Below are 14,529 nucleotides of genomic sequence, written 5' to 3'. Positions count from 1 at the left end.
AAAACCACGAAAATCTTGCTACTTTTGTGAACAAATTAATGTGTGTACAATGATACTGAAACGGATATCCATATTAAATTATAAGAACCTGGAACAAGTAGAGTTGGATTTTTCTGCTAAACTGAATTGTTTCTTCGGGCAGAATGGGATGGGGAAGACGAATTTGCTGGATGCTGTCTACTTCTTGTCTTTCTGTAAAAGTTCGGGCAATCCGGTTGATTCTCAGAATATTCGTCACGGACAGGATTTTTTTGTGATTCAGGGTTTTTATGAAGTGGAGGATGGAACACCGGAAGAAATTTATTGCGGAATGAAACGTCGTTCGAAGAAACAGTTCAAGCGTAATAAAAAAGAATATAGTCGTTTCTCCGATCATATTGGTTTTCTTCCATTGGTGATGGTTTCACCTGCTGACTCGGAATTAATCTCAGGAGGAAGTGACGAACGCCGCCGTTTTATGGATGTTGTGATTTCTCAATATGATAAAGAGTATTTGGACGCTTTAATTAGATATAATAAAGCGTTGGTGCAGCGTAATACCTTGTTGAAAAGTGAGTTTCCGGTAGAGGAGGAACTCTTTCTAGTGTGGGAAGAAATGATGGCACAGGCCGGTGATATCGTATTTCGTAAACGTGAAGCTTTTATCCGGGAGTTTATTCCTATTTTCCAGTCCTTTTATTCTTTTATATCTCAGGATAAGGAGCAGGTGGGACTGTCTTATGAATCTCATGCAAGGGATGCCTCATTGCTCGAAGTGCTGAAGCAGAGTCGGGAACGGGATAAGATTATGGGATTTTCATTGCGTGGCATTCATAAAGATGAATTAAATATGCTTCTGGGTGAGTTCCCTATTAAGAAAGAAGGATCGCAGGGACAGAATAAGACGTATCTGGTTGCTCTGAAACTGGCACAGTTTGATTTCTTGAAGCGTACGGGGAGGACTATACCTCTTTTATTATTGGATGATATCTTTGATAAGTTGGATGCTTCTCGTGTAGAACAGATTGTGAAACTGGTAGGAGGAGATAATTTCGGTCAGATCTTTATTACGGATACTAACAGAGAGCATTTGGACTGTATTTTATATAAGGTAGGCAGTGATTATAAAATGTTCTGTGTAGAGCAAGGAGCTATTCGTGAAATGGAGATGGAATCATGAAAAGGAATAATGCGGAACAAATAGGGAAATTGATTCAACAATATCTTCGTCAGGAGAGCCTTGAGTCACCGTTGAATGAACAACGATTGATGGATGCTTGGCCTCAGGTGTTAGGACCTGCGGCAAGCTATACCAGCAATCTTTATATTCGTAATCAAACGTTATATGTACATTTGACTTCTGCTGCTCTTCGCCAAGAGTTATTGATGGGGCGTGAAGTATTGATACGCACTCTGAATAAGAAAGTCGGAGCAACAGTGATTACCAACATTATTTTTCGTTAAGAAAAGGAATGTTGTCAATCACTTTCATTCCCAGATATTGAAGTGTTTGACGGGCTCGGTCGTAGTAAACAGGAGTTTCTAAATATCGATAATGATGGGCGTCTACTCCTACAATGGCAGTGCAGCCTTCATGCGCTGCTATTTTCCAGAATTCAGGATGAGGGATATTTGTGATGCCGTTTGCCTCATTGTAATCTTCGTAGCCAATGTTATATTCCAACGGCAGATTTATTCGTTTAGCCACCCGGCAAATGTGTCTACTGACTAATTTGCAGTGATGGTCGAATTCGGAATAAGAACGCATGAAAAGATCTGGATGAGCCAGGTAGGCAAATAAACCGCTTTCCATTCCTTCAATGGCACTTTCTTCATAAAGCTCGAGCATCTCTACCGTATCGGTATGTCGACCAAAATAGGGGAATTTCTCGTCTGTATGGAAATGATGATTTCCAAAGATGATATAGTCTAATTGGTATTCCTTGATTATACCTTTTAACCAATGCAGGTAGTTAGGAAAGTATTCACATTCCAATCCGATTTTGATACTAATCTGGTTCTTATATTTCTCTCGCAACGAGCGGAGACTATCAATGTATTCCGGTAATTCTTCGGGAAGCATGCGAATATCGGATACATAATTTGTATGGTACTTCCAAGGGGTGTGATCAGAAAAACCAAGTTCCTCGTAACCACCTTTGATGGCACTTAAAACAAAGTCTTCATCACTACCTGTCGCATGATGGCAGCGGGTGGTGTGAGTATGGTAGTTTGTTCTCATTGATAGTTATAATAATATCCATTCGGATGTCATGTGGCTCTGCCGGCACTTCTTCAACTAGTTGAAATGGAAAACAGATGCCGGCTTTGTAAGCTGACGGAATATGTGGCAAAAGACGGTCATAATAACCTTTTCCTCGTCCTAACCGATTCCCTTTCTGATCAAAGGCTACGCCGGGAACGACAATAAAGTCTATAGATTCATAGTCTGTGTATGCTTCACCCATTGGTTCTTCTATGCCGTAATTACTGATTTGCATGTCTTCAGGTCCGGTATATAACCGCAGTTCCAACTCATTACCCACGACTACTGGTAGCAATATCTGTTTTTTATTACTCCATTTTCGGATAAAGTCATGTGTATCTACCTCATCCTTCAGTGAATGATAGAGCAATACGGTGTTTGCCGCTCTGAAAGCCGGATGAGCTTCAAGAGCGGCAAGTATTTTAGCTGAATATTGCTTCTGCATATCTGAAGATCTCAGTTGGATTTTCATGGATGATATATGCATTCGCAGTTCTTTTTTCTTTTCCATCGTTTTTATCCTCTATTGCTTCTTCTTCCGTTGTTTCGGGAGCTTTAGGAAAAGCTTCCCCTTTTTGAAGAATCTCTATTCCTTTATTGACAGTAGCATCTGTCTGATTGAAGTATTTGATATAGGATTCCAGACCTAACATATTATAGATAATGTTACCATAGATATTTCTTTCGAGTAACTTATGTGATTTCTGGATTAAGATATTTCTTCTCTTTACTCCTTTGCTTTCTGCATAATGGATAAACTGTTCTATCAAACCTTGGCGGCGCAAGTAATCCAATAATTCTTCTTCAGTCTCGTATTGACTGAGTTTCTGACGATTATTGTCTGTATATTGGAAAGTGAACTGATTAGTCAGTCCTCGGCTGATAACCGTAGACAGATAAGTCGTAACTCCTGTTGTATCTTGAGGTACGAATATATCCGGCATGATACCTCCACCACCATATACTGGACGTCCTAAACTGGTGTAATAGAGCTCATTTTCATTTTGCTTGATACTATCACGAGAGAAGAATTCGCCATGTTCGTAACGGTTGTAGATATCTAATTCATAGTTCCGGTCTTTGCCGCTTTCATAAGGACGTTGAATACATCTTCCGGATGGCGTATAATATCGTGCAATAGTTAAGCGGATGGCAGAGCCGTCACTAAAGTCAATCGGTTGTTGTACAAGACCCTTTCCGAATGAACGACGTCCTACAACTGTTCCGCGATCATTGTCCTGTATAGCTCCGGTGAAAATTTCACTGGCAGATGCAGAACCTTCGTCAGTTAAAACGATCAGAGGTATTTTCTGGCAACTTCCTGTGCCATTGGCAAATTCTTCTGCACGAGGATATTTTCTACCCTGAGTATATACAATCAGTTTGCCTTCGGGTAAGAATTCATTCACCATGCGGATGGCAGCTTCCATATATCCTCCAGTATTGCCACGAAGGTCAATAATCAGACCTTTGCTGTTTTTGTGGTTCAGTTGAGCCAGTGCATTGAGTAATTCAACATGGGTAGTACGTCCGAATTTGCTGACTTTCACATAACCGATACTATCGTTTAGCATATAAGCTGCATCAACCGTATTTTGAGGAATATCCCCACGTGTGATGGAGAAATCCAATAAGTTTTTCTCACCCATACGTTTCACGCCCAATTTTACTTGAGAACCTTTCGGACCTTTCAATGTACGTATAGCGCGTTCATTGGTCACCTGTTTGCCAACAAATAAACTATTGTCAACCATGATGATACGGTCACCTGCCATCAACCCTACTTTCTCGGAAGGTCCACCTTGGATCACAGCATTTACATGGATCGTGTCATTCTGTATGGTAAATTGAATACCGATTCCACTAAAACTTCCTTCAAGTTCAGAATTGACTTCTTCCAGATTTTGAGCAGGAATGTAGGTTGAATGCGGATCGAGCTCCGCAAGGATTTGTGGCATTGCTTTTTCCACAAGGTCAGCCATGTTTACGGTATCTACGTATTGGTCATCTACAATCCGTAACAAGGCATTCAACTTATTGGATGAGCCGTTGATAATACCCAGACGGTTGCCGGCAAAGTGTTTGGCATAAAAAGTACCGATAAGAATCCCGATAACCACGCTGATAGCTATGATGACAGGTGTAAAACGTGAAGAGTTTTTTGTACTCATGTCTATTCCTTTTTTTTAACGTTCTTCTTTATTATTTGTTAGGTGAGGAATGATCGTCCGGTTCTGTATAGACAATGTCAATTCCTGCTCGTTTTAATAGTTCTATTCCATCTTCCAGACGGTAGTGCTCTGAGTAAACTACTCGTTTGATTCCTGCCTGAATGATGAGTTTCGCACATTCGATACATGGTGAGGCAGTTACATACATCGTAGCCCCGTCACTACTATTGTTGGAACGGGCTATTTTGGTGATGGCATTTGCTTCAGCGTGAAGAACATACGGTTTTGTGAGATTATTTTCGTCTTCGCATACATTTTCGAATCCCGAAGGTGTTCCGTTGTATCCGTCGGAGATAATCATCTTATCTTTTACGATCAATGCTCCTACTTTACGACGCTGGCAATATGAGTTTTCTGCCCATATACTGGCCATACGTATGTAACGTTTGTCAAGTTCTGATTGTTTCTTTTCTGTGTCCATCTTGTCGATTCCTTTCTGCTTACTTTACCACACGGAAAAACATGCGGAATTTTCCCTTTGAATTTTTGTAAATAAGATATAGATTGTTCTCATCCCCTTGATAAGAAGCAGCAGCATTTATTCCTTCCAGAAAGTTTTCAGCAAGCTTATCATTGTCGCTTTGTCCTTTGATAGTAGCATTGAATCCGTTGTTTTTAGCATTGGCACTCCAGGTACCGCTCAGATTGCTGGTGACTGTTGTTCCATTTATTTTTCCTTGAATGGCATCCCCTTCTACTATCCCTTCAAATTTGATTGTATAGGTATTGGCCTGACTCAGTTTTTTGATAGTCTCTTCTTTTGAGATTCCCCAAAATGGTTCGTACATTCTAGTTTCCCCATCTCTGGCTATAAAGGACAGTTTCCAGGTTTTTCCTGTAAAGATAGCGGCTACGTCATCCGTGTCATTACAACCAGCAAACAGAGGTAGAAGCATAAACAGGCATACTATTTTATATATCACTTTCATATTTACTGTTTTTATTTATTTGATTCCGTTTCTTTTTAATAGGGCATCTATGGTTGGTGCTTGTCCGCGGAAACGTTTATAAAGTACCATCGGATGTTCAGTACCCCCCTTAGAAAGAATGTTGTTGCGGAACGAGTCTGCTACTTCCCGGTTGAATATGCCTTTCTGTTTGAATAGTGAGAAGGCGTCTGCATCCAGGACTTCCGCCCATTTATAGCTGTAGTATCCGGCTGAATACCCTCCGGCAAAAATATGTGAGAACTGAGTACTCATGCAGGCGTCGTTCACAACCGGCAGTATCTGTGCTTCCTTCCAAGCTTCTTGTTCGTACGCTCTGACATCACCTTCGAAAGGGGTATTGCGGGTATACCATGCCATATCGAGCAATCCGAAACTGACTTGTCTGAGACAAGCATACGCTGCATTAAAATTAGAAGAGTTTACGATGCGTTGTATCAGTTCATCAGGAATTAACTCACCTGTCTGATAGTGCTTGGCAAATGTATGGAGAAACTCTTTTTCAATGGCAAAGTTTTCCATAATCTGGGAAGGAAGTTCCACAAAATCCCAATATACATTGGTGCCGCTCAGATTCTGGTAAGTAGAGTTGGCAAACATACCATGCAAACTATGGCCAAACTCATGCAGAAATGTTTCCACTTCATTAAAAGTAAGTAAAGCTGGCTTGTTTGCTGTCGGTTTGGTAAAATTCATTACGACAGAGACGTGTGGACGGCTGTTTTCACCTGTTTCCCGGTCGATCCATTGTTCCTTGTAACTTGTCATCCAGGCTCCGGCACGTTTTCCTGCGCGTGGATGAAAATCCGTATAAAGAACTGCCAGGTATTTTCCATCTTTATCAAATACTTCGTAAGCTTCCACTTCCTCGTGATAAACCGGGATGTCCGGATTCTTTTTAAAAGTGATTCCATATAGCCTCTCAGCTAAACCGAATATTCCCTTTTTTACCTGTTCCAGTTCAAAATAGGGACGGAGCATCTCTTCGTTGAGATTGAATTTCTTGTTTTTTAGTTTGTTTGAATAGTAACTCCAATCCCATGGCATTACAACAAAGTCATCGCCTTGTTCCTGACGTGCCAGATCCTGTACCTCCTGGTATTCTTGTTGCGCAGTAGGGGTATAAGCTTCCAATAGTTGATTCAATAATTTGTATACAGCATTACTGTTTTCTGCCATTCGCTTCTTTAACGTGTAATCTGCATAATTATTATATCCCAATAACTGGGCTATTTTCATACGGGTATTGGCTATCTTTCTTACGATATCGATATTGTTATATTCGTTATCGTGAGTACATTTGGTATTGTATGCTAAATAAAGTTTTTGACGTAATTCGCGATTGTCGGCATAAGTCATGAAAGGAACATAGCTCGGGGCATGAAGAGTGAATGCCCATCCTTCCTTTCCTTCAGTTTTTGCAGTTTCGGCAGCAGTTTCCATGACGATCTCCGGTAATCCGGCAAGATCGGCTTTGTCCGTCAGTAACATTAGGTAATGATTGGTTTCTTTCAGATTGTTTTCGCTGAAAGAAAGTGTCAGCATACTCAATTCATTAGTTAGTTGACGGTATTGTTCGCGGGCTTCACCTTCGAGATTGGCACCGTGGCGTACAAAACTGTCGTATATATCATCCAATAAACGGCTTTGTTCCTGTGTCAGTTGCAAGTCTTCTTTTTGGTTATAGACTTCTTTCAAGCGGTCGAATAGCTTTTCGTTTAGCGTGATATTATTGCTGTGCTCACTGAGTAACGGCATCATTTTTTGTGCCAACGCTTGCAGTTCATCATTCGTTTCTGCGCTGAGCATATTACTGAAAACAGTGGTAACTTTATCCAGCAACTTTCCGGATTGTTCGAAAGCTTCCACAGTGTTGGCAAAAGTTGCTTTCTCCGGATTCTGGATAATAGCTTCTATTTCCGCCTTTTGCTGATTGATCCCTTCAAGAATAGCAGGTTCGTAATGTTCCGTTTGGATACGATCGAACGGCACTGTTTCGTGCGGGGTCTGATATTGTTCAAAGAATGGATTTTGAGCACTCAATATATTGTTCATGGTGTAAACTAGTATCAATGTTATTAATATTCTCTCCATAAAAACACAAAATTACTAATTTTGTGGGTTATTCAACTGATAATCTCTTGCTTTTTAACAATATATAAAGTGAAAATAAAAAAAACCGCTACGGTTTCCCGCAGCGGTTTCGTATATGTTCAGGCTTCTAATTAAGCGTTTACTGATGCCATGTGAGCGATCAAGTCAAGAACTTTGTTAGAGTAACCGATTTCGTTGTCATACCAAGATACAACTTTAACGAAAGTATCAGTCAAAGCGATACCAGCTTTAGCATCAAAGATAGAAGTGCGAGTGTCACCCAAGAAGTCAGAAGAAACGACTGCATCTTCAGTGTAACCCAGGATACCTTTCAATTCGCCTTCAGAAGCTTCTTTCATGGCAGCGCAGATTTCAGCGTAAGTAGCCGGTTTAGCCAAGTTAACTGTCAAGTCTACTACAGAAACGTCCAGAGTAGGAACACGCATAGACATACCAGTCAATTTACCGTTCAAAGCAGGAATTACTTTACCTACTGCTTTAGCAGCACCGGTAGAAGAAGGGATAATGTTACCAGAAGCAGCACGACCACCTCTCCAGTCTTTCATAGAAGGACCGTCAACTGTTTTCTGAGTAGCAGTTGTAGAGTGAACTGTAGTCATCAAACCGTCAAGGATACCGAACTTGTCGTTCAATACTTTAGCGATAGGAGCCAAACAGTTAGTAGTACAAGAAGCGTTAGATACGAATTGAGTACCTTTAACGTATGTTTTTTCGTTTACACCGCAAACAAACATCGGAGTATCATCTTTAGAAGGAGCTGACATTACAACATATTTTGCACCAGCTTCGATGTGAGCCTGAGCTTTGTCTTTGCTCAAGAACAAACCTGTAGATTCAACAACGTATTCAGCACCTACAGCGTCCCATTTCAAATCAGCCGGGTTTCTTTCTGCAGTAATGCGGATTGCTTGACCGTTTACGATCAGTTTGCTGTTTTCAACATCTGCTTCGATAGTACCGTCAAATTGACCATGCATTGTATCATACTTCAACATATAAGCTAAGTAATCAACCGGGCAAAGGTCGTTGATACCTACGATTTGAATATCGTTTCTCTTCATTGCAGCGCGGAAAACGAAACGTCCGATACGTCCGAATCCATTAATACCTACTTTAATCATTTTGTTTAAACTTTTAAGGGTTTTATAATATTTGTTCTAATATCTCTCGGTCTCCGCATTTGTTTTATTCTCAAATGCGGTGCAAAATTACAAAAATGTTTTTATATTCGCATATTAAATTCACATTAAATATTGAAAAAGATGGGAAAGAGTAAATTTTTGCAAGACTTTAAAGCGTTTGCCATGAAAGGAAACGTGATTGACATGGCTGTCGGTATCATTATCGGTGGTGCTTTTGGGAAAATTGTGTCGTCGTTGGTGGCTAATATTATCATGCCTCCAATTGGCTTACTAGTTGGTGGTGTGAACTTTACGGACCTGAAATGGGTATTGAAAGCAGCGGAAGTCGGAGCCGATGGGAAAGAGATTGCTCCTGCTGTAACTTTGGATTACGGGCAATTTTTACAGGCAACTTTTGATTTCCTGATTATCGCTTTCTCTATATTCTTGTTTATACGTTTGATTTCCAACTTGATGGCAAAGAAACGGGAGGAAACTCCGGCTGCTCCTCCGGTGCCGCCGGAACCCACCAAAGAAGAGGTGCTGCTGACGGAAATTCGTGATTTGCTGAAAGAGAAACGATAAAAGACTAACAAAAAATAAGGTCGAATTTACTGTATGTTTTCAGTAAGTTTGACCTTAATTTTTTTGTTTATGTATTCTATCCAAGTTACTTTGGAGCTAAAAGTAGGAAAAAGTCTATTCAGTTTGAGGATAAAACTCCTTTAACTCTTTTGGATAGTTATATTCGTTTAATGTCCAATTGTCATTACGATATCTTATTGTTTTATAAAGTATATCTAGGTATTTTCTTTCGTTATTTTTCCCCTTCTCGTTGAAAAAGCATTTAATAAACATAGGTGGTCTTTTTGCTTTGTAGATGTAAACTCCCGTGCAATAAGTGTATTTACCCTGATAAGCATTTGATATTGGTATTGGTGCAATAAAAACAGTATCTGCATTGAAAAGTTTTTTTGCATCTTTACCGGTGAATGTTTTTATGCTCTTTTTAATATCGGTGTCCGGATTTTTAGAGATTATACCTCCTTTGTTAGTTAAACCTAGGGCGGCATTTATATCATTTATCATTTGGTTTCGGGTTAATGTTTCATCTAAATGCAGGTTAATGCCTACTAAAGATACAATATCCGGATACATGATAAGGCAATTGCTATCTTTTGATTGTAGCACAGTATGATAGAAAAAAGCTGATTTATGATTTTGAGATTCGGGTCCCCATACTGTAAAAGTCTTCAGGTCGATGAATTTTTTGGGCTTTTTCCATGTAATATCCAGATTTTTGGATATGAACTTTGCATATGAGTCAAATGTATTTTTCTCGTTTTGTGCAGATAGCGACAATGCAATGAGAGAAAGAATGAATAAATGTATGCTTCTTCGTCTTTTCATAATCTTGATGTTATAAATTATAATTGATGTCTGAATTAACTCCGCTTATGATATATGCATCTTTGATCTCAGAAATCATACATGCATTCATATTATTGTTTTGATCATCTCGGTAAAGTGCAAAGCCATTACTAATATTTATTATAGTTATGGCATGTCCTGCATTAGAACCTAATTTTAGAACACCAAATATTCTAGTTGGTGCATCTCCACATGTGTATGAGGTAGGTAGGACAATTATTCGTTGTTTCGTAAAAAAATGGTCTAATACTAAAGAAAGTGCGCTTCCAGGGACTCCTTCCTTGCCGAATTGACGTTCAATCCAATCTATTACTTGTAAAAGAGGAAGAGACTCTCCTAAATCTTTAGCTATTGCTATTGTAGTTCTTGCTACACAGTCATTTTTAAGGGTATCACTTCTTTCCTTTTTTCTGGATTCGACTATAGGCTTTACGAACTGATTTTTTGATAATTTAATTCTTGCGTTCGTTGTGCTTTCAATTCTTTTAAAAAAAAGTGAATAGCTTTTCTGATATGTTAATTTGGCAACCGGAATTTTCGTTTATGTAAAGTAAACCGTCCTTAGAATCAATGCTGAGGCGTTGAAATGCTTCATTTATAACTATTAGATCATTTTCTGATAGTTCAGAAATTGATGTTGATATGAAATCGGATTCTGAGGATAAAAAAGGAAAGCTACTAAATCTATTGGTGTTCTCTTCTTCTTGGCATCCTCCTATGATAAACCAACAAATAATAAGACTTATTATCGAGGTAATATTGTAGAAATAAGCTTCTTCAATATGATTAATTTCTTTCATGATGCTTAATAATTAGAAGTAATGCTTAATCAGGCTGTTTTTGCTGAGTATTGTAGGTATATTAACGGTTTGCTAATGTCTTGAGTATGCCTATTACTTATCCTACATCTTTTATTTATACATAGGCTATGGTTTTTTGTACCTTACAAATATAATCAATGTTTCTTAATATAACTAATGATATATACTTTTTTTTATATTATTCTGTCTGTTTGCGTACTTTTTTCTACTTTTGCAAATCATTTATTTAAAATCCAACCATAATTATATGCAGGAAAAGATAATAATTCTTGATTTCGGTTCGCAAACGACACAGCTCATCGGCCGTCGTGTACGCGAATTGGACACGTATTGCGAGATTATTCCTTATAACAAATTCCCTCATGATGATCCGACCATCAAAGGAGTTATTCTCTCCGGAAGCCCTTTCTCGGTATACGATAAAGATGCTTTCAAAATTGATTTGAGCGAGATCCGTGGTAAATATCCGATTTTAGGTATCTGCTACGGTGCGCAGTTTATGGCTTATACTAATAATGGAAAGGTTGAGCCGGCAGGTACACGTGAATATGGTCGTGCACATCTGGCTTCTTTCTGCAAAGATAATGTCCTTTTTAAAGGAGTACGTGAGAATACGCAGGTATGGATGAGTCATGGAGATACGATTACAGCGATCCCTGATAATTTTAAGAAGATAGCTTCTACTGATAAGGTGGACATTGCTGCTTATCAGGTTGAGGGAGAAAATGTATGGGGGGTACAATTCCACCCGGAAGTATTCCATAGTGAAGATGGTACTCAGATTTTGAAGAATTTCGTTGTTGATGTTTGCGGTTGTAAACAAGATTGGTCTCCGGCTTCGTTTATTGAAAGCACAGTTGTCGAGTTGAAGGAGCAGTTGGGGGATGATAAAGTAGTGCTTGGCTTGAGTGGCGGAGTTGATTCTTCAGTTGCTGCCGTATTACTGAACCGTGCGATTGGTAAGAACTTGACTTGTATCTTCGTAGATCATGGAATGCTACGTAAGAATGAGTTCAAGAATGTGATGAATGACTATGAATGTCTAGGCTTGAATGTGATCGGTGTGGATGCTAGCAAAAAGTTTTTTGCTGAACTGGCCGGTGTGACAGAACCCGAAAAGAAGCGTAAGATTATAGGTAAGGGCTTTATCGATGTATTTGATGAAGAAGCCCACAAAATAAAAGATGTGAAATGGCTGGCTCAAGGTACTATCTATCCGGATTGCATCGAATCATTATCTATTACAGGAACGGTTATTAAAAGTCATCACAATGTAGGTGGCTTGCCGGAAAAGATGCACTTGAAGCTTTGTGAACCACTTCGTTTGTTGTTTAAAGATGAAGTTCGTCGGGTAGGTCGTGAATTGGGTATGCCGGAACATCTGATTACTCGTCATCCGTTCCCCGGACCGGGTTTGGCTGTGCGTATTTTGGGAGATATCACTCCTGAAAAAGTTCGTATTCTGCAAGATGCTGATGATATCTATATTCAGGGATTGCGTGACTGGGGATTGTATGACCAGGTATGGCAAGCCGGTGTGATTCTGCTTCCGGTTCAATCTGTCGGTGTTATGGGAGATGAGCGTACTTACGAAAGAGCGGTAGCATTGCGTGCTGTTACTTCTACTGATGCGATGACTGCTGATTGGGCACATTTGCCTTACGAATTCCTTGGTAAAGTTTCGAATGATATTATTAATAAGGTGAAAGGTGTGAACCGTGTTACCTATGATATCAGTTCCAAACCACCGGCAACAATTGAGTGGGAATAAATCCGGATGTTTTTATTATGCAATTACCGTAAATGCTCATTGACAATCTGATATAAAGTAGTTTATGGGTGTTGCAGAAATCATACTAAATGTGTTGCGGATATTTTATCTACAACACATTTTTTTTAAGATTCATTTATATCACTAAAATATACGATTAGCGTTACGGGGCTTAAACGGCAATCAATAAGATTATGGAAAAGAAAATACGTTTTGGAGTAATCGGTACAAATACTATTACTGATAAGGTAATTGCCGGTGCCCGGCAAGATAGCCGGTTTGAGTTAGTGGCTGTATGCTCACGCACACAAGAAAGAGCGAATTTGTTTGCTGCAAAACACCATATTCCATACACTTTTACTTCATTGGAGGATATGGCACGGAGTCCGCTGATCGATGCCGTATATATAGCGACTCCAACCTATTTGCACGCTTCTCAAAGCATGTTGTGCATGCGTCATGGAAAGCATGTGCTATGTGAAAAACCTCTTGCTTCGAATGCGGTGGAGGCTAAAGCTATGATTGAGACCTCGCATAAATACGGTGTGGCTTTAATGGAAGCCATGATAGCAACCTTGAATCCGAATTTTCGTATCGTAAAAGAGTATTTGGAAAAAATAGGAACTATTCGCCGTTATTTAGCATGTTATTGCCAGTATTCTTCCCGCTATGATAAATTCAAAGAAGGAATTGTTTTGAATGCGTTCAAGCCTGAATTGTCAAATGGTGCAGTAATGGATATTGGGATTTATACTATCTATCCAATGGTAGCATTCTTCGGGCGTCCTCATAAGATTGATGCGAGTGGTATTCTACTTTCGACAGGGGTAGACGGACAGGGAGCTGTCAATTTTCAATATGAGGGCATGAATGCGACTGTGCTTTACTCAAAGATAGTAAACTCTTTCCTCCCTACGGAAATTGAAGGTGAAGAAGGCAATTTACTTCTAGATAAAATCCAGACGATACAAGAAGTTACATATTTTCCGCGCCAAACTGCTATATTGGACAGAGGAACAGCTATAGCCTCTGAATCGATCGGTGTTCAATTGGATAAAGATAAATATTTCTATGAAGTGGAAGAGTTTATAAATTTGATAGAGCAAGGCAAGCTTGAATCTGAAATAAACAGTCACAACCATTCACTGATCTCATTGGAGATCATCGATGAGATACGCAGACAAATTGGGGTAGTTTACCCGGCAGACAAAGAACCGAAATATGATATCGGGTGACTGCTCATTAAATTCAATGCAGTCCGAATTGTGTCTGAACAGATATATTTTTTCTTTATTCATTTTTTTCTTTTTCAATTTTAATCAATAGTAAAACTTGATTATTGTCTTCTTATTACAAATATTTTCCAAAATATTTGTAATAGTCGATATTTTTATTTACTTTCATATTATATTTCAGTTGATACCATTTTCTATATATATCTAAAGGTGTTGATTAGATTAAGTTTCCGGTTACTAAAATAGAATATTGTTTAACCATATAAAATCAAATTCTTTATGAAAACAGAAACTAAATTAAAACTATTTCCTTCATTTCTTTTATTAATGCTATTTTCTTGCAAGGATGTAGATATCGTAGAAGAACAACCTGTTGCTGAAACACCAACGACAACAATAAGGAATGTTAATACTATTTCAGATGAGTCCAAACATCAAGCGCAGTCTGACTTTGGAAACATGCTAATGGATCAGGTTATTTATCGGGATTCTATGTACATATTAAATCTTAATGCGGAAGAAGCAGCAGATTTAAATATTCCGGATAGCCTATATAATGTTTATGTTGAATTAGTAGAAAATTTAAATGAATCAAAATGAAAAGCAAGTATT

Annotated in this window: 15 protein-coding genes; 6 read left to right on the top strand and 9 right to left on the bottom strand. The window is 38.9% G+C overall.

What is annotated here, in order from left to right:
• Positions 1–49 precede the first annotated feature (49 nt).
• Complete coding sequence (recF, locus tag CZ225_RS19365) at positions 50–1,159, top strand: DNA replication/repair protein RecF (protein WP_077155108.1); 1,110 nt, start codon at positions 50–52, stop codon at positions 1,157–1,159.
• On the top strand, positions 1,156–1,443 hold the full coding sequence (locus CZ225_RS19360) for a DciA family protein (RefSeq protein WP_077155107.1): 288 nt from the start codon (positions 1,156–1,158) through the stop codon (positions 1,441–1,443). The genes recF and CZ225_RS19360 overlap by 4 nt, the downstream gene beginning before the upstream one ends.
• Here CZ225_RS19360 and CZ225_RS19355 read toward each other — a convergent pair.
• From CZ225_RS19355 to gap, 7 genes are all read right to left on the bottom strand, one after another.
• Positions 1,430–2,221 carry a histidinol-phosphatase gene (locus CZ225_RS19355; RefSeq protein ID WP_077155106.1) on the bottom strand — a complete coding sequence of 264 codons (792 nt, stop codon included), beginning with the start codon at positions 2,219–2,221 and terminating at the stop codon, positions 1,430–1,432. The genes CZ225_RS19360 and CZ225_RS19355 overlap by 14 nt on opposite strands.
• Positions 2,169–2,690, bottom strand: coding sequence for a 5-formyltetrahydrofolate cyclo-ligase (locus tag CZ225_RS19350; protein WP_234983080.1), 522 nt, complete (start codon positions 2,688–2,690; stop codon positions 2,169–2,171). The genes CZ225_RS19355 and CZ225_RS19350 overlap by 53 nt, the downstream gene beginning before the upstream one ends.
• A complete protein-coding gene (locus CZ225_RS19345; RefSeq protein WP_077155104.1) occupies positions 2,668–4,416 on the bottom strand; it encodes a S41 family peptidase in 1,749 nt (582 codons plus the stop codon). The genes CZ225_RS19350 and CZ225_RS19345 overlap by 23 nt, the downstream gene beginning before the upstream one ends.
• 31 nt (positions 4,417–4,447) lie before the next feature.
• Complete coding sequence (locus CZ225_RS19340) at positions 4,448–4,897, bottom strand: dCMP deaminase family protein (RefSeq protein ID WP_077155103.1); 450 nt, start codon at positions 4,895–4,897, stop codon at positions 4,448–4,450.
• 19 nt (positions 4,898–4,916) lie between these two features.
• The gene (locus CZ225_RS19335) at positions 4,917–5,405 is read right to left on the bottom strand and encodes a DUF4847 family protein (RefSeq protein WP_077155102.1); all 489 of its coding nucleotides are present in this window, start codon (positions 5,403–5,405) and stop codon (positions 4,917–4,919) included.
• Between the two features lie 15 nt (positions 5,406–5,420).
• On the bottom strand, positions 5,421–7,478 hold the full coding sequence (locus CZ225_RS19330; protein ID WP_077155101.1) for a M3 family metallopeptidase: 2,058 nt from the start codon (positions 7,476–7,478) through the stop codon (positions 5,421–5,423).
• 170 nt (positions 7,479–7,648) lie between these two features.
• Complete coding sequence (gene gap / locus CZ225_RS19325; RefSeq protein WP_008759940.1) at positions 7,649–8,659, bottom strand: type I glyceraldehyde-3-phosphate dehydrogenase; 1,011 nt, start codon at positions 8,657–8,659, stop codon at positions 7,649–7,651.
• 141 nt (positions 8,660–8,800) lie between these two features.
• Between gap and mscL the strand changes: the two genes are divergently transcribed.
• On the top strand, positions 8,801–9,244 hold the full coding sequence (mscL, locus tag CZ225_RS19320; RefSeq protein WP_077155100.1) for a large-conductance mechanosensitive channel protein MscL: 444 nt from the start codon (positions 8,801–8,803) through the stop codon (positions 9,242–9,244).
• A 114-nt stretch (positions 9,245–9,358) separates the two neighbouring features.
• Here mscL and CZ225_RS19315 read toward each other — a convergent pair whose 3' ends face one another.
• On the bottom strand, positions 9,359–10,069 hold the full coding sequence (locus CZ225_RS19315) for a hypothetical protein (protein ID WP_077155099.1): 711 nt from the start codon (positions 10,067–10,069) through the stop codon (positions 9,359–9,361).
• A 506-nt stretch (positions 10,070–10,575) separates the two neighbouring features.
• The gene (locus tag CZ225_RS19310; protein WP_077155098.1) at positions 10,576–10,890 is read right to left on the bottom strand and encodes a hypothetical protein; all 315 of its coding nucleotides are present in this window, start codon (positions 10,888–10,890) and stop codon (positions 10,576–10,578) included.
• 268 nt (positions 10,891–11,158) lie between these two features.
• Between CZ225_RS19310 and guaA the strand changes: the two genes are divergently transcribed.
• The 3 genes from guaA to CZ225_RS19295 all read left to right on the top strand — a co-directional run bounded on the left by guaA (position 11,159) and on the right by CZ225_RS19295 (position 14,517).
• Positions 11,159–12,682 carry a glutamine-hydrolyzing GMP synthase gene (gene guaA / locus CZ225_RS19305; RefSeq protein WP_077155097.1) on the top strand — a complete coding sequence of 508 codons (1,524 nt, stop codon included), beginning with the start codon at positions 11,159–11,161 and terminating at the stop codon, positions 12,680–12,682.
• 194 nt (positions 12,683–12,876) lie between these two features.
• Positions 12,877–13,917, top strand: coding sequence for a Gfo/Idh/MocA family protein (locus tag CZ225_RS19300; RefSeq protein WP_077155096.1), 1,041 nt, complete (start codon positions 12,877–12,879; stop codon positions 13,915–13,917).
• Between the two features lie 279 nt (positions 13,918–14,196).
• On the top strand, positions 14,197–14,517 hold the full coding sequence (locus CZ225_RS19295; protein ID WP_077155095.1) for a hypothetical protein: 321 nt from the start codon (positions 14,197–14,199) through the stop codon (positions 14,515–14,517).
• The last annotated feature ends 12 nt before the right edge of the window (positions 14,518–14,529 follow it).

The sequence above is a fragment of the Bacteroides bouchesdurhonensis genome (genome assembly GCF_900155865.1).
GTDB lineage: Bacteria > Bacteroidota > Bacteroidia > Bacteroidales > Bacteroidaceae > Bacteroides > Bacteroides bouchesdurhonensis.
This window is presented reverse-complemented; position numbering and strand designations above follow the sequence as displayed.

What these genes read in the sequence shown, in the direction of transcription:
- recF (WP_077155108.1), top strand. Translation starts at nt 50, where the DNA reads ATGATACTGAAACGGATATCCATATTAAATTATAAGAACCTGGAACAA.
- CZ225_RS19360 (WP_077155107.1), top strand. Translation starts at nt 1,156, where the DNA reads ATGAAAAGGAATAATGCGGAACAAATAGGGAAATTGATTCAACAATAT.
- CZ225_RS19355 (WP_077155106.1), bottom strand. Translation starts at nt 2,221, where the DNA reads ATGAGAACAAACTACCATACTCACACCACCCGCTGCCATCATGCGACA.
- CZ225_RS19350 (WP_234983080.1), bottom strand. Translation starts at nt 2,690, where the DNA reads ATGCAGAAGCAATATTCAGCTAAAATACTTGCCGCTCTTGAAGCTCAT.
- CZ225_RS19345 (WP_077155104.1), bottom strand. Translation starts at nt 4,416, where the DNA reads ATGAGTACAAAAAACTCTTCACGTTTTACACCTGTCATCATAGCTATC.
- CZ225_RS19340 (WP_077155103.1), bottom strand. Translation starts at nt 4,897, where the DNA reads ATGGACACAGAAAAGAAACAATCAGAACTTGACAAACGTTACATACGT.
- CZ225_RS19335 (WP_077155102.1), bottom strand. Translation starts at nt 5,405, where the DNA reads ATGAAAGTGATATATAAAATAGTATGCCTGTTTATGCTTCTACCTCTG.
- CZ225_RS19330 (WP_077155101.1), bottom strand. Translation starts at nt 7,478, where the DNA reads ATGAACAATATATTGAGTGCTCAAAATCCATTCTTTGAACAATATCAG.
- gap (WP_008759940.1), bottom strand. Translation starts at nt 8,659, where the DNA reads ATGATTAAAGTAGGTATTAATGGATTCGGACGTATCGGACGTTTCGTT.
- mscL (WP_077155100.1), top strand. Translation starts at nt 8,801, where the DNA reads ATGGGAAAGAGTAAATTTTTGCAAGACTTTAAAGCGTTTGCCATGAAA.
- CZ225_RS19315 (WP_077155099.1), bottom strand. Translation starts at nt 10,069, where the DNA reads ATGAAAAGACGAAGAAGCATACATTTATTCATTCTTTCTCTCATTGCA.
- CZ225_RS19310 (WP_077155098.1), bottom strand. Translation starts at nt 10,890, where the DNA reads ATGAAAGAAATTAATCATATTGAAGAAGCTTATTTCTACAATATTACC.
- guaA (WP_077155097.1), top strand. Translation starts at nt 11,159, where the DNA reads ATGCAGGAAAAGATAATAATTCTTGATTTCGGTTCGCAAACGACACAG.
- CZ225_RS19300 (WP_077155096.1), top strand. Translation starts at nt 12,877, where the DNA reads ATGGAAAAGAAAATACGTTTTGGAGTAATCGGTACAAATACTATTACT.
- CZ225_RS19295 (WP_077155095.1), top strand. Translation starts at nt 14,197, where the DNA reads ATGAAAACAGAAACTAAATTAAAACTATTTCCTTCATTTCTTTTATTA.